The following is a 14,237-nucleotide window of genomic DNA, read 5'->3' as shown; positions in this document are numbered from 1 at the left end:
GCCACGAACCGCGCCTGGGCGAGGGGCGGCGTGTCGTGGTGAACGTCACCGACAGGCCCTCGATCTCGCGAAGAAGGCGGCCTGATCCGATTCCGGCGCTCGCCCCGACATAATCGATCGGTGCACACCGATCGGCCGACTCGATGACCCCCTTCATCGTGGCCGCCGCGGCCCTCGCCCTGCTGGTCGTGGCGTTGCTGGTCTGGCGGCGAACCCAGCGGGTCGTCACCACACCCGCCCAGCGGGCCGTCCACCAAGCACTGCACACCGCGTCGCTGGCCGCTGTGCCGTTGCGGCGCGGGCTGACCGAGGAGTCCGCGAGTGAAGCGGCGCCACACCTGCGGGCGCTCGCGGGTGCCGAGGCGCTGGGTGTGGCCGACGCCGAGGGGACGCTGCTGGCGTGGGACGGTCCGCAGACCGGGATGTTCGCCTCGTTCGCCGAGGCGGCGCGCCGCGCCGTCGCCGATGAGCGGCCCGTGCTGGTCACCGGTGACGAGCACACGTTGATCGCGCAACCGTTGCCGATCGACACGGGGGCGGCGGTCGGGGCGCTCGGCATGGTGACGACCGGGAAGCCGGGGCCCGGCATGCTCGGGGCGGTCGCGGAGGTGGCGCGCTACGCGTGTGGACAGCTGGAACTCGCCGAGCTCGACGCGTCGAGGGCGCGGGTCGACCGGGCGGAATTGCGGGCGCTGCGAGCCCAGATCAGCCCGCATTTCATCTACAACGCGCTCAACACGATCGCCTCGTTCGTCCGCACCGACCCGGATCGGGCTCGCGAACTGATCCTCGAATTCGCCGACTTCACCCGCTATTCCTTCCGCGCCGCAGGCGAATTCACCGTGCTCGCCGACGAACTACGCAACATCGAGCGATATCTGGCATTGGAACAGGCCCGCTTCGGCGACGCGCTCGACGTGCGGCTGCGCATCGCACCAGAAGTTCTCGGTGTCGTGCTGCCCTTCCTCGCCTTGCAGCCACTCGTCGAGAACGCGGTCCGGCACGGCCTCGCCGGCGGCGGCCGAGGCGGCCAGCTGAGCATCGTCGCCACCGACGCCGGCACCGACTGCCTGATCAGTGTCGAAGACGACGGCATCGGCATGGACCCGGACCTGTTGCGCTCCGGCGCACTCGACGCCGTCGACACCGGCTCCGGCCCCGCCCGCACCGGCGAGGCGGCCCACGTGGGCCTGGCCAACGTGGACGACCGCCTCCGCGCCGCTTTCGGCAACGACTACGGCCTGGTCGTGGAAACCGCACCCGGCGCAGGCACGAAAGTCAGCATGCGGGTCCCGAAGTTTCGCGCCGGTATTCGCGCCTGATCCCGGTCTCATGGCGGCGTTCGGCACCGCCGCCGACCCTGCCGGTTACGATGGATGGGTTGTGACTTGGAACACCGATGAACCCTCGACCGCTCTGCGGGTGCTCGCCGTCGATGATGAGAAACCGGCGCTGGACGAGCTCGTGTATCTGCTGAGCACGCAGGCGGGAGTCGGTGAGATCTATCGGGCCGGTGAAGCGACCGGGGCTTTGCGGTTGTTGCGGGCACATCCGATCGACGCGGTATTTCTCGATATCGATATGCCGGGGCTCACGGGGATGGAATTGGCGGGAATCCTGTCGGAATTCGCTGAGCCGCCCGCGGTGGTGTTCGTGACCGCCCATGATGATCACGCGGTGGCAGCCTTCGATCTGGGGGCCGTGGATTACCTGTTGAAGCCCCTGCGAGGTGCTCGATTGGGTGAGGCGGTGCGACGGATTCTGGCGGGGCGTATTTCGGTGCCCGCGACGGTCGTGGCGCAGTCCGCGCATCCGAGCGAGGTGATTCCGGTGGAGCTCGGCGGGGTGACCACCTTGGTGAACCGGGCTGATGTGGCGTGGGTCGAAGCGGATGGGGATTACGCACGGTTGCACACCGGCAGCGGGTCGCATTTGGTGCGAATTCCGCTGTCGGCGCTGGAATCACGGTGGGAGGATGCCGGATTTCTGCGGGTGCATCGGTCCTATCTGGTGGCCTTGCGATTGGTGACCGGGCTGCGGAGCGCCGGGAACGCGACGGTGGTGTGTCTGCGGGCCGAAGGGGCGGCGGGCGCGGTGGAATTGCCGGTGAGTCGTCGCCAGGTGCGCGAACTCAAGCAGCGGCTGGTGCACGGACCTCGGCAGAACTGGTCACAGCGGTGACGGGTCCGCAGCGACCGCCGCGGGAACGCGTGGTGCTGGCGCAGCGGCGGGGTGCGCGTCAGGTGCGCACGCGCACGGAGATGGTCGAGCAGACCGACCTCGGCACGGCGCTGATCGGTGGGCTGATCCGGGCGCAGCTGGGCCTGGCACTGCGCCTGGGCCTGATGGTGGCGGTCGGGTTCGGCGCGCTGCCGGTGCTGTTGCGCGTCGACGCGATCGCCGAGGCGACGGTGGCCGGCATCCGGCTGCCCTGGCTGATTCTCGGCGTGCTCGCGTTCCCGGCGCTGTACGCGGTGGGGTGGTCGTATGTTCGCCTCGCCCAGCGCAACGAAGACGATTTCCTGGAACTGGCCGGGGACTGACACATGCCGTACGAGCTGTCGACAGCGCCGTATGGGCCTGACCGCGCCCGCGGATCGAAACCGGCACCGTCGGGCGGGCCGAGCTCATGAGCCCCGACAATCCGGCGCTCACGGTCGCCGCACTGCTGCTGGCGGCGCTCGCCACTGTCGGCATCGGGTTTTATGGAGTGCGCCTGTCCCGCACGACTTCGGATTTCCTGGTCGCGTCACGCACGGTGGGTTCGCGATGGAACGCCGCAGCGGTCTCCGGTGAATATCTTTCCGCCGCTTCCTTTCTCGGCGTCGCCGGACTGATCGCCAAATACGGTGCGGACGCCCTGTGGTATCCGGTGGGTTTCACCGCGGGCTATCTGGGCCTGCTGATGTTCGTGGCCGCCCCGCTGCGCCGCTCCGGCGCGTACACCGTGCCGGACTTCGCCGAATTCCGGTTGGGTTCTATTCGGTTGCGGCGCATGGCCGCCGGTCTCGTGGTGCTGGTCTGCGCGGTGTATCTGATTCCGCAGTTCCAAGGAGCCGGATTGACGCTGCACATTCTGCTCGGCGTACCCGCCTGGGTGGGGGCGGTCTCGGTGGGCGCGATCGTGTCGGCGAATGTGATCGGCGGCGGCATGCGGTCGGTGACCCTGGTGCAGGCATTCCAGTATTGGCTGAAATTGACCGCGGTGGCGGTACCCGCATTGGTGCTCGGAATGCATTTCCTCGCCGACGAACGACCGGTCGCCACCCCGGTGCCACCCACGGTCGACGAGCGCACCACCGTCGACATCTCGACCGATGTCGTCGTGCACCTCGACGTTTCGCAGCAGGTGACGATCACCGGAACACTCGACGGACACCCCACCGCGGGTCCGGTCGTGCTGACACCGGGCAACCACACCCTCGACGAAGGCACCGAACTGATCCTCGCGCCGGGCTCGGCCGTTCCGGTGGTGGCCGGCGCACCGGCCGACGGCGCCGGCTGGGTGGTGCCCGGCGGCGGATTCGGCGGGGAACACCCGCAGTACCAGGTGTTCTCGCTGATCGTGGCGACCTTCCTCGGCACCATGGGATTACCCCACGTGCTCGTCCGCTTCTACACCAATCGCGACGGCCCGTCCGCGCGCCGGACCGCGCTGACGGTGATCGGGCTGGTCGGCGTCTTCTACCTGTTCCCGATCCTGCTCGGCGTCTTCGCCCGCCTCTACGTGCCCCAACTGCTGATCACCGGCGCCTCCGACGCGGCCGTCGTGCTGCTGCCCGGTGCAGTGCTCGGTGGACTCGGCGGACAGCTGCTGGCCGCGCTGGCGGCGGCCGGGGCGATCGCGGCATTCCTGTCCACCTCGTCGGGGCTGCTGGTCAGCTTGGCGGGAGTGCTCAGTACCGACGTGCTGCGCGGCCGGATCCGGGACTTCCGCCTCGCCGCCCTGGTCGCGGGCCTGGTCCCGCTGACGCTCGCGGTCACCGTGGCGTCCCTGGATCTGTCGCGCACTGTCGCCCTGGCCTTCTCGGTGGCCGCGTCGACGCTGTGCCCGCTGCTCGTGCTCGGCATCTGGTGGCGCGGACTCACCGCGACCGGCGCGGCCGCGGGCATGCTCACCGGCGGGGTCACCGCGGGCGGAGCGACCGTGCTGGCGGTGCTCGGTGGCGTCTCCCCCGACCTGGCGAACGGCTGGCCGGCCGCGATCGTCGACTATCCGGGTGCGGTCAGTGTTCCGCTGGCCTTCGCGGTGACCATCCTGGTGAGCCTCGCCACCACGGGTCAGGACCCCCGGGCGGTGGCGGGGGTGTTCCTGCGCATGCACGCCCCCGAACGGCTCGGGATGAGTGCCGATCGCGACCCCGAAACCGCCACTCATCGGTGATCTCGCACCGACCGTTCGTCGCACCACACCGACCGCTCACCGCACGGGCGGCCACCTTCACCGAGTGACCCACGCCACACCCTCATGCGCCCGCGTCCGGGGACCTACCGTCATCTCCACGCACGACCCCCCTTCACGCTAGGACGACCGGCATGACCCAAACCGACACCGAGGCGCCAGATCCGCGCACGCCGAGTGCCGACGAATGGCTCGCGGTACAAGCGAGTCCGCAGTTCCAAGATCTGCGAAACCGGCTGCGCCGCTTCATCTTCCCGATGACCGCGCTGTTCCTGGTGTGGTACCTGAGCTATGTGCTGCTCGGCGCGTACGCGCACGACTTCATGGCCCAGAAGGTCTTCGGCAACATCAACGTGGGCCTACTGCTCGGACTCGGGCAGTTCGTCTCCACGTTCCTCATCACCGGGCTCTACGTCCGTTTCGCCAACCGTGAACTGGATCCGCGCGCCGCGGCCATCCGCGAAGAACTCGAAGGGGGCCAGGCATCATGAGCGTCACCCTTGCCGCGTCGTCGACGGTGGGCAATCCCATCGCCAACATCGCCATTTTCCTGCTGTTCGTCGCGGTCACCATGGTGGTGGTGATCCGGGCCAGCCGCAACAACGCCAGTGCCGCCGACTATTTCACCGGCGGACGCGGCTTCTCCGGTCCGCAGAACGGCATCGCCATCGCCGGTGACTACCTGTCGGCCGCGAGCTTCCTCGGCATCGCGGGCGCGATCGCCGTCTACGGCTACGACGGGTTCCTGTATTCGATCGGGTTCCTCGTCGCCTGGCTCGTCGCGCTGCTGCTGGTAGCCGAAATGCTGCGCAACACCGGCAAATTCACCATGGCCGACGTCCTCAGCTTCCGGCTGAAGGAAGGCCCGGTGCGCACCGCGGCCGCGCTGACCACCCTCACCGTCTCGCTGTTCTATCTGCTCGCGCAGATGGCGGGCGCCGGCGGCCTGGTGGCGCTGCTGCTCGATATCTCCAGCCGCACCGGGCAATCCATCGTCATCGCGGCCGTCGGTGTGCTGATGATCGTGTATGTGCTGGTCGGTGGCATGAAGGGCACCACCTGGGTGCAGATCATCAAGGCGGTGCTGCTGATCGCGGGCGCCGCGCTGATGACGGTGATGGTGCTGGCGAAGTTCGGCTTCAACTTCTCCGACATCCTCGGTGCCGCACAGGAATCGGTGAGCGAGTCCACCAGCAAGGCGGTCGCCGCCCGCGACGTGCTCGCGCCCGGCGCGCAATACGGCGGCAGCGAGATGTCGAAGCTGAACTTCCTGTCGCTGGGCCTGGCCCTGGTCCTCGGCACCGCGGGTCTGCCGCACGTGCTGATGCGCTTCTACACGGTCCCGACCGCGAAAGAGGCTCGGCGCTCGGTGGTGTGGGCGATCGGCCTGATCGGCGCCTTCTACCTGTTCACCCTGGTGCTCGGTTACGGCGCGGCGGCCATCGTGGGCCCGGACAGGATCCTCGCCGCGGCGGGTGGCCAGAACTCGGCGGCGCCGCTGCTGGCGTTCGAACTCGGCGGGGTGATCCTGCTCGGGGTGATCTCGGCGGTCGCGTTCGCGACGATCCTCGCGGTCGTGGCCGGTCTCACCATCACCGCGTCGGCCTCGTTCGCCCACGACATCTACGCCAGCGTGCTCAAGAAGGGCAACGTCGACGAGGTCAAGCAGGTGCGGGTCTCGCGGATCACCGCGGTGGTGATCGGTGTCCTCGCGATCGGTCTCGGCATCCTCGCCAACGGCCAGAACATCGCGTTCCTGGTGGCGCTGGCGTTCGCGGTGGCGGCGGCGGCGAACCTGCCGACGATCCTGTACTCGCTGTTCTGGAAGCGCTTCAACACCACCGGTGCGCTGTGGTCGATGTACGGCGGCCTGATCTCGACCATCGTGCTCATCGTGTTCTCGCCCGCGGTGTCGGGCAACAAGACCGCGATGATCAAGGGCGCGGATTTCGACTGGTTCCCGCTGTCCAACCCAGGCATCGTGTCCATTCCGCTGGCCTTCGTGCTCGGCATCCTCGGCACCTACCTGGGTGGCCGCGGTGAGCAGGTCGACCAGGCCAAGGCCGCGGAGATGGAAGTCCGGTCCCTGACCGGCGTCGGTGCGGAGAAGGCGATCTCGCACTGACGCCAACCCTGCCCGTGCCGGTGGTTCGCCCCACCGGCACGGGTTGTACCCCCATGCTTTTCGAAGGAGAGATCTTGTGACCAGTTACCCGCCCGCCCCGGAGTTCGTCGCGCAGGCCAATGCCGATGCCGCGCTGTACGAGCGGGCGCGCACCGACCGCGACGGTTTCTGGGCCGAGCAGGCCAACCGGCTGCACTGGCACAAGCCCTTCACCGAGGTACTCGACTGGACCGACGCGCCGGTCGCACGCTGGTTCGGCGACGGCGAGCTCAACGTCGCCTACAACTGCCTCGACCGCCACGTCATCGACGGCCACGGCGACCAGGTCGCCATCCACTGGGAGGGCGAACCCGGCGACTCCCGCGCGATCACCTACGCGGAGTTGCTCGATGAGGTGTGCAGGGCCGCGAACACTTTCACTGCGTTAGGACTCGAGGCGGGCGATCGCGTCGCGATCTACATGCCGATGGTGCCCGAGGCGATCGTGACGATGCTGGCGTGCGCACGGCTCGGTCTCACGCATTCGGTGGTGTTCGCCGGGTTCTCCCCCACGGCACTGCGCCAGCGGGTCGACGACGCCGAGGCCAGGCTGATCGTGACCACCGACGGGCAGTGGCGTCGCGGCAAGCCCGCCGCGCTGAAGTACGCCGTCGACGAGGCGCTGGGTTCGGATCCGTCGAGCGTCGAGCATGTGCTGGTGGTGCGCCGGGTCGGCCTCGACGTGCCGTGGACCGAGGTGCGCGATCTGTGGTGGGACGAAACCGTCGCTGTCGCTTCACCTTCCCACGAGGCACAGCCCTTCCCCGCCGAACACCCAATGTTCATCCTCTACACCTCCGGCACCACCGGAAAACCCAAGGGCATCCTGCACACCACCGGCGGCTACCTCACCCAAACCGCCTACACCCACCACAACGTCTTCGACCACAAAGCGGGACAGGACGTCTACTGGTGCACCGCCGACATCGGCTGGGTCACCGGGCACAGCTACATCGTCTACGGTCCCCTCGCCAACCGCGCGACGCAGATCGTGTACGAGGGCACTCCGAACTTCCCTGACGAGAATCGTCATTTCGAGATCATCGAGAAGTACGGCGTCACGATCTATTACACCGCGCCGACATTGATCCGCACGTTCATGAAGTGGGGCCGCGACATCGCCGACGCGCACGATCTGAGCACGCTGCGACTGCTGGGCTCCGTCGGCGAACCGATCAACCCCGAAGCCTGGCGCTGGTACCGGGAAGTCTTCGGCGCCAACGAGACTCCTATCGTCGACACCTGGTGGCAGACCGAGACCGGCGCCATCATGATCGCGCCGCTGCCCGGCGTCACCGACACCAAGCCCGGCGCCGCGATGGGCCCGCTGCCGGGGATCTCCGCGAAAGTCGTCGACGACGAGGGCACACCGCTGGGTCCCGACGGGTCCGGTCTGCTCGTCCTGGATCAGCCGTGGCCGTCGATGCTGCGCGGCATCTGGAACGACATGGACCGCTACCGCGAAACCTATTGGCAGCGTTTCGCTTCCGAAGGCTGGTATTTCGCCGGGGACGGCGCCAAGCTCGATGCCGACGGTGATCTGTGGATCCTGGGGCGCGTCGACGACGTGATGAATGTGTCCGGTCACCGCATCTCCACCGCCGAGGTGGAATCCGCGCTCGTCGGGCACCCGGCCGTCGCCGAGGCCGCGGTGGTCGGTGCGTCCGACGAGACCACTGGGCAGGGAATCGTCGCCTTCGTCATCCTCACCGGATCGGCGGCCACGGCCGACGGGCTCGTGTCGGAGCTGAAGGCGGCGGTGTCGCTCGAGATCAGCCCGATCGCGCGGCCACGCGAAATCCACATCGTGCCGGAACTGCCCAAGACCCGCAGCGGCAAGATCATGCGCAGGCTGCTGCGCGATGTCGCCGAGGGACGCGAGCTCGGCGACACCTCGACACTGGTCGATCCGACGGTGTTCGAGTCGATCGCCACCGCGTGACGACAGGACAACAGCCCGCGCCACCGGCCGGTGGCGCGGGAAGCATCGGCCGGCCCCTGTCACCGTGGACCGGACCCGAACCTGCCGAAAGGACACAGCGTGAGCGCGCCGGATGGACGTAGTCCGCGCGGCACCGGGCATGCTGGGACGGTGGAGATACCTATGTTCCCGCTGGGAGCGGTGCTGCTACCCGGTGAGTCGTTGTCGTTGCAGATCTTCGAGCCGCGGTACGTAGCGCTGATCGAGGACTGCATGGACGGTCGGCGGGAGCCGGAATTCGGTGTCGTGCTGATCGCGCGCGGGCACGAGGTGGGCGGCGGTGAGGTACGCACGGAAGTGGGCACCGTCGCCCGGATCACCGAGGTCATCGAACTGCCCGGCTCGCGATACCGGCTGCGCTGCAAAGGAACCGACCGCATTCGCATCGAGAAATGGCTCGTCGACGCGCCGTATCCCCAGGCGGAAGCCGAGACCTGGCCGGACGACCCCGGCATCGACGACAGCGCGTTGCTGGCGGGTTTGCGTGAACGCGCGGACCGCCTGCACACCCTCACGGCCCAGTTCGCGCGACGCAACGGCATCCGCCGTCCGCCGCCGTCGGCCTCGCTGAACGATCTGTCCGATGATCCGACCACTCGCTCCTACGAGCTCGCGGCTCGCCTGCCGATCGGGCCGACCGACCGTCAGTCGGCCCTGTCCGCCCCGAACGCGCACAGCCGGCTCGAGGCCCTGTCCACCTCCGTCGACGACGCGATCGCGATGATGGAGTTCCGCCTGCTGTGACGTCAGCCCGCCGGCGCGAGGGTGATCACGATCTTCGCGCGGGCGTGTTCGGTCTCCATGTACTCGATGGCGGCCGGCGTATCCGCCAGCGGATAGGTCCGGTCGATGGCCGGGCGGAGCAGGCCCGACTCGATCAGTTCGCGAAGCTCGGTCAGCGACTCCGGCGTCTGCTCCGCCAGCGGAGCACGGACGGCCGGTCTCACGAACGGTCGAGCCAGCTGACCGCGCGCGAGCAGGCCGACCGGGCCGAACCAGCTGCCGCCGTCGAAGTTGCCGCCACCGGACAGGACCAGCGTGCCGGTGGGTTCGACCAGGCGGAGCAGTTCCCGCAGCGTCCGCGTTCCGGCCAGGTCGAGGACAGTGTCGTAGCGGCCGGTCAGAGTGTCGCGGGTGTAGTCGACGACGTGTTCGGCGCCGAGTCTGCGCGCCGCCTCGACATTGCGGGTGCTGCACACCGCGCTGACTCGCGCACCCCGTGCTCGGGCGATCTGAACCGCGAAGGTGCCGACGCCACCGGACGCGCCGATGATCAGCACCCGCTCGCCCTCGCCGACGTGACGCAGGCAGGTCAGGGCGGTGTTGGCGGCCAACGGCACCGCCGCCGATTCCTCGAAACTCAGGTTCGCCGGTTTCCGATCGAGCAACCCCCGCGGCACCGCGACGTATTCCGCGAACGCACCGCTGACCGCCTCCCCGAAGACTTCGTCGCCTACCGCCAGCTCCGTGACACCGTCCCCCACCTCCTCGACCGTCCCCGCGAAATCACCGCCCGGCACCGGATTCGCCGGCCCTCGTCGGCCGAAGACCGACCGGTCCATCCACCGCGCGATCTTCGGATCTCCCCGCATCACATGCCAATCCCGCGCATTCACCGACGCGGCGTGAACCCGGACCAGCACCTGCCCCGCTCCCACCGGCGGCCGCCCGACCTCCGCGGTCGCCAACATCGCCGATGACCCGTATACCTGCTGCACGATCGCCCTCACACCGAGAACGCTAGGCGCCCGACCCGCCCACCCACATCAGGGAATTCCCCGATGTCTCCGGAGATTTCACGCCAGGTGCGGAATTGCCCGCGTGGCACCGAACGCTTCGAAATCTCGAGGAATCGGTCGAACCGCGAGGGGGTGTGGGCCGTTGACAGGGAAGGAGCCGGTGGGCATGGGGCCACGGACCGGCGGCCGCACCAACGGAAGCGGAGAACGACCGATGACCATCAACGATTTCTCGCTGAACCGCCGCACCGTCGTGGTGGGTGTCGGCGTCTTGGCCGCCGCGGCGACGATGACCGCGTGCAGTGCCGACGACAACACCGAGTCGGCGGCCGCGGCGTCACCCGAACCGGGGGCGCCGGCGGGTGCGCTGACCAAAGCGGCAGATGTTCCGGTAGGCGGTGGGGTGATCGTCGGTGACACCGTCGTCACCCAGCCGACCGCGGGTAACTTCATCGGGCTGTCGTCGACCTGCACGCACGCTGGATGCAAGGTCGCCACGGTGGCCAGAGGCACGATCAACTGCCCCTGCCACGGCAGCCGATTCGAGCTCGACGGCGCGGTGCGCGGCGGTCCCGCGACCGAGCCGCTGCCCGCCAAACCTGTTCGCGTCGAGGGAGACTCGATCGTTCCCGCTTAGACGCGCGGCACGCCCGCACTGCGGTCTTCGCCGACGGTGCGGGCGTGCCGTTCAGCTCAGCCGGCGGCGTCCATCATTTCGGACATACGCCGTTCCATTTCTTCCGCCGAGACGTCTTCGATGTGGGTGGCCACGGTCCAGCGGTGTCCCCACGGGTCCTCGAAGGCGCCGCTGCGGTCGCCGTAGAACTGGTCGGTCATGGGAGTGATGGCGGTAGCGCCCGCGTCGAGGGCCGCGCCGAAGGCAGCATCGGCGTCGGCGACGTAGACCATCAGGTTCACCGGCGAACCGCCGACGGCCTTCGGGTCGTTGAAGCCGATCTCGGGGACCGGATCGCCCACCATCAGCACCGAATCGCCGACGAGCAGTTCACTGTGGACGATGGTGCCACCGGGGCCGTCCATTTTCATGCGCACAGTGGCGCCGAAGACCGCGGTGTAGAAGTCGATCGCGGCGGCCGCTCCCACGCACGCCAGGCCGGGACAGATCCGCGGATAACCTTCGGGAAAAGGGGAAACATCAGACATCGGATACCTCCGTGTCGAGAGTGATGCTCGGACGACCACCAGCGTATTCCCCTCGCCTGATCGGGAAAAGGGCCTCGCCGTTTCGGCCGTCCGATGAGATCAGGACTAGTAGAACTCGTTTTACTCCTGTAGAACTTGTCTCAGGTTTAGAACCTGTTTCAGTTTTGCTGCCGAAGTCGGAGGGCCGGGACGTGCGCTACGGGGTTGTCTTGTTCACCAGTGACCGGGGCATCGCGCCCGCCGATGCGGCCAAGGCCGCCGAGGACGCCGGATTCGACGCGTTCTACGTCCCCGAGCACACCCATATCCCGGTCGTGCGGGCCGCGGCCCATCCGCAGACCGGCGACTCCTCGCTACCCGACGACCGGTACCTGCGCACGCTCGACCCGTGGGTCGCGCTGGCCACCGCCGCCGCGGTCACCGAGCGGATCACCCTGTCGACAGCGGTCGCGCTGCCCGCCGAACACCACCCGATCACCCTCGCCAAGACCATCGCCTCGCTCGATCACCTGTCCGGTGGACGGGTGGAGCTGGGCGTCGGATTCGGCTGGAACACCGACGAACTCGCCCATCACGGCGTTCCGGCGAACAAGCGGCGCACGGTGTTGCGCGAGAACCTCGACGCGATGCGGGCGCTGTGGTCGCAGGAGGAAGCAGAATTCGCCGGCGACTTCGTGAAGTTCGGCCCGAGCTGGTCCTGGCCGAAGCCGGTACGCGCCGGGGTTCCGGTGTTGCTCGGAGCGGGCGGTACCGAGAAATCGTTCGGATGGCTGGCCGCCAACGCCGACGGTTGGATCACCACCCCGACCGAAGGTGACCTGGGCGCCAAAGTCGATCTCCTGCACCGGGTCTGGAAGGAAGCAGGCCGCGAGGGCACCCCGCGGGTGATCGCGCTGGCCGGTCGTCACAACGCCGAGCAGCTCGCGAGCTGGGCCGAACAAGGCGTCACCGAGGTGGTCTTCGGGCTGCCCGACAAGAGTGCCGACGAGGTCCGTGGCTACCTCGGCCATCTCGGCGGGAAACTCGCCGTATCGGCATGAACCCGAGCCGGTCTCAGCCGCGGAGTTTGCGCACTTGCGCCGCGGTGAGATCGGCGAGTACACCGGGATCGACGACTTCCGGTGCCGTGACGACAACCTGAACCAGCGTGTTCCCCACTTGGACAAGCGAGGTCGCCGACGTGAGGGTGAGCCCCTCACTCGTGGCGGTCAGGGTGAACGCCGAGCCCGCGTCGCCCGCGACCGGCTGCGCGAGCGCGCTGGTTCGATACTCGATCCGCACGCCCGCATCGTCGCCGGAGTAGCTGGTACAACGCCGAGGCTGCGCCTGGAGCGCGTCGAATGCCGGCACCAGCGCCGCGTCGGAGTAGCTGGCGGCGTCGATGTCGATGGTGGCGAAGCTGGGCCCCGCGAACTGCACCGACGCGGCGGCAGCCGACCCCGGCCACTGCTGCGCGATCGGCGAGAGCAGGCGCCCACAATCCGGCGGATCCGTCAGCGCCGCGGGCGGCACCGCGGGCTCGTCGGATTCACCGCGCGACGGTACGACCGCGAAATCACCGGGCAGATCGGCAGCGGCGAGCAGACCGGCCGACAACTGCGCCGCATCGCCGATCACGGCCCCGGTTCCCGGTGCGGCCGTGACGGCGGCGGAGAACGGACCCGATCCCGGCGTGTTCACCGTGTCGTCGGACCCACAGCCCGCAACGCCGACCAACCCGACACACGCTGAAACCACCGCGCCTACGCGCAGCGAATCCGCCCGCATCATTCCGTCCAGGAGACGCGGGTCGACTGCGTCTGCACCAGGGTGCTCACACTGCGGGCGTCGCGGTAGGTCTGCTGTCCACCGATCTCGATGGAACCCGAAACCGGCAGTGGCATACCGAGATCGATGGTGATCGAGCCGACGCCTTCCATGACGTAACCGTCGATGTCGAGCTCACCGGCGTCGTTGGGCAGCTCCCACACGTTGTCGGTGGGCGTCTGATTCACCTGGAGATCGATGGTGAGCCGGTCGCCCTCGCGGCTGGTGAGCGTGGCGGTGGTGATCTGGTCCAGGGTCACCCCGCCGGTGATCTGCTGGTGCACCGTCCAGACCGCGCCGACGCCGACGGGCTGGTCCGGGAACGCGATCGACTGGTACACAGCCTGATAGAAGGCCTGTTCGAGCGCGGCCCGCGCGGTGTTCGGGGTGTCCGGCGAGGGCGCCATGCGCAGCTCGGTGATCGCACCGAAGTCGCTCATCCCCAAACCGGCGTGTGAACCGTCGGCAGAGGTGAACGCCTTGTTGAGCGCGGGGTCGGGCGTGGTGACCGCACCGACGGTGAGATCGACGCCGTCGGCGCCCGTGCGCGCGGTCATCGGGATGGTCAGCGCGGCAGGCGAGAAGTCACGAGCGGGCTGATCGTTGACCTGCTGCTGGATCCGGTAGTCGGTGCGCAGCGTCACCTCCTGCGTGGTGCCCGCGGCATAGCGCGGCCGCAGCAGATCGCGCGGCTCCTCGCCGGGCGAGATCATCGTGGTGACCGCGGCCGAGATCGGCACGGTGACTTCCTTGCCGATGCCGAGCGGCTCGGTGCCGTCGACCTCCGCGGCAGGGGCCGAGCGGTCGGCGCAGCCGGCGCCGAAGGTCGCGAACCCGAGCACGAGCGCCACCAGTAACACCCCGGGGCGCGCGATGCGGGGTAAGCGAGATCTAGACAACACCGTCACAGCCATCAGGGTACGACCGCTTCCTGAGTAACACCTGGGACTCCTCGGCACCGCGGCGCGGGCCGGATCGCCA

At 68.5% G+C, this 14,237-nt stretch carries 14 protein-coding genes; 10 read left to right on the top strand and 4 right to left on the bottom strand.

Annotated features, from left to right (window positions below):
* The first annotated feature begins 143 nt into the window (after positions 1-143).
* From ACWGCN_RS18950 to ACWGCN_RS18915, 8 genes are all read left to right on the top strand, one after another.
* A complete protein-coding gene (locus ACWGCN_RS18950) occupies positions 144-1,322 on the top strand; it encodes a sensor histidine kinase (RefSeq protein ID WP_378992643.1) in 1,179 nt (392 codons plus the stop codon).
* A 61-nt stretch (positions 1,323-1,383) separates the two neighbouring features.
* Positions 1,384-2,181: a LytR/AlgR family response regulator transcription factor gene (locus tag ACWGCN_RS18945; RefSeq protein WP_378992641.1), complete on the top strand. Its 798-nt coding sequence runs from the start codon at positions 1,384-1,386 to the stop codon at positions 2,179-2,181.
* Positions 2,178-2,543, top strand: a complete 366-nt coding sequence (locus tag ACWGCN_RS18940; RefSeq protein WP_378992638.1) for a hypothetical protein — start codon at positions 2,178-2,180, stop codon at positions 2,541-2,543. Before ACWGCN_RS18945 ends, ACWGCN_RS18940 begins: the two co-directional genes overlap by 4 nt.
* Before the next feature lie 86 nt (positions 2,544-2,629).
* Positions 2,630-4,384 carry a sodium/solute symporter gene (locus tag ACWGCN_RS18935; RefSeq protein WP_452460265.1) on the top strand — a complete coding sequence of 585 codons (1,755 nt, stop codon included), beginning with the start codon at positions 2,630-2,632 and terminating at the stop codon, positions 4,382-4,384.
* Between the two features lie 152 nt (positions 4,385-4,536).
* Positions 4,537-4,893 (top strand): DUF485 domain-containing protein, encoded by a 357-nt coding sequence (locus ACWGCN_RS18930; RefSeq protein WP_379312527.1) that lies wholly within the window; start codon positions 4,537-4,539, stop codon positions 4,891-4,893.
* A complete protein-coding gene (locus ACWGCN_RS18925) occupies positions 4,890-6,527 on the top strand; it encodes a solute symporter family protein (protein ID WP_378992633.1) in 1,638 nt (545 codons plus the stop codon). The genes ACWGCN_RS18930 and ACWGCN_RS18925 overlap by 4 nt, the downstream gene beginning before the upstream one ends.
* Before the next feature lie 76 nt (positions 6,528-6,603).
* A complete protein-coding gene (gene acs, locus ACWGCN_RS18920; RefSeq protein ID WP_452529063.1) occupies positions 6,604-8,508 on the top strand; it encodes an acetate--CoA ligase in 1,905 nt (634 codons plus the stop codon).
* Positions 8,509-8,670: 162 nt separating this feature from the next.
* Positions 8,671-9,291 carry an LON peptidase substrate-binding domain-containing protein gene (locus ACWGCN_RS18915; RefSeq protein WP_387447595.1) on the top strand — a complete coding sequence of 207 codons (621 nt, stop codon included), beginning with the start codon at positions 8,671-8,673 and terminating at the stop codon, positions 9,289-9,291.
* 2 nt (positions 9,292-9,293) lie between these two features.
* Here the strand turns inward: ACWGCN_RS18915 and ACWGCN_RS18910 are convergent, their stop codons facing one another.
* Positions 9,294-10,277, bottom strand: a complete 984-nt coding sequence (locus ACWGCN_RS18910; protein ID WP_452460391.1) for an NAD(P)-dependent alcohol dehydrogenase — start codon at positions 10,275-10,277, stop codon at positions 9,294-9,296.
* A 223-nt stretch (positions 10,278-10,500) separates the two neighbouring features.
* On the opposite strand from ACWGCN_RS18910, the gene ACWGCN_RS18905 reads away from it, so the two are divergent.
* Positions 10,501-10,923, top strand: a complete 423-nt coding sequence (locus ACWGCN_RS18905; RefSeq protein ID WP_378992626.1) for a QcrA and Rieske domain-containing protein — start codon at positions 10,501-10,503, stop codon at positions 10,921-10,923.
* A gap of 56 nt (positions 10,924-10,979) precedes the next feature.
* Here the strand turns inward: ACWGCN_RS18905 and ACWGCN_RS18900 are convergent, their stop codons facing one another.
* A complete protein-coding gene (locus ACWGCN_RS18900) occupies positions 10,980-11,450 on the bottom strand; it encodes a VOC family protein (RefSeq protein WP_378992624.1) in 471 nt (156 codons plus the stop codon).
* A 191-nt stretch (positions 11,451-11,641) separates the two neighbouring features.
* On the opposite strand from ACWGCN_RS18900, the gene ACWGCN_RS18895 reads away from it, so the two are divergent.
* Positions 11,642-12,490, top strand: coding sequence for a TIGR03619 family F420-dependent LLM class oxidoreductase (locus tag ACWGCN_RS18895; RefSeq protein WP_452460390.1), 849 nt, complete (start codon positions 11,642-11,644; stop codon positions 12,488-12,490).
* 13 nt (positions 12,491-12,503) lie between these two features.
* On the opposite strand, the gene ACWGCN_RS18890 is transcribed toward ACWGCN_RS18895, so the two are convergent.
* The gene (locus tag ACWGCN_RS18890) at positions 12,504-13,220 is read right to left on the bottom strand and encodes a hypothetical protein (RefSeq protein ID WP_452460389.1); all 717 of its coding nucleotides are present in this window, start codon (positions 13,218-13,220) and stop codon (positions 12,504-12,506) included.
* The gene (locus ACWGCN_RS18885) at positions 13,217-14,170 is read right to left on the bottom strand and encodes a hypothetical protein (RefSeq protein ID WP_452460388.1); all 954 of its coding nucleotides are present in this window, start codon (positions 14,168-14,170) and stop codon (positions 13,217-13,219) included. Before ACWGCN_RS18885 ends, ACWGCN_RS18890 begins: the two co-directional genes overlap by 4 nt.
* Positions 14,171-14,237: the final 67 nt, after the last annotated feature.

This window comes from Nocardia sp. NPDC055050, assembly GCF_053608345.1.
The sequence above is the reverse complement of the archived record's forward strand: the minus strand, read 5'-3'. Positions and strand labels throughout refer to the sequence as shown.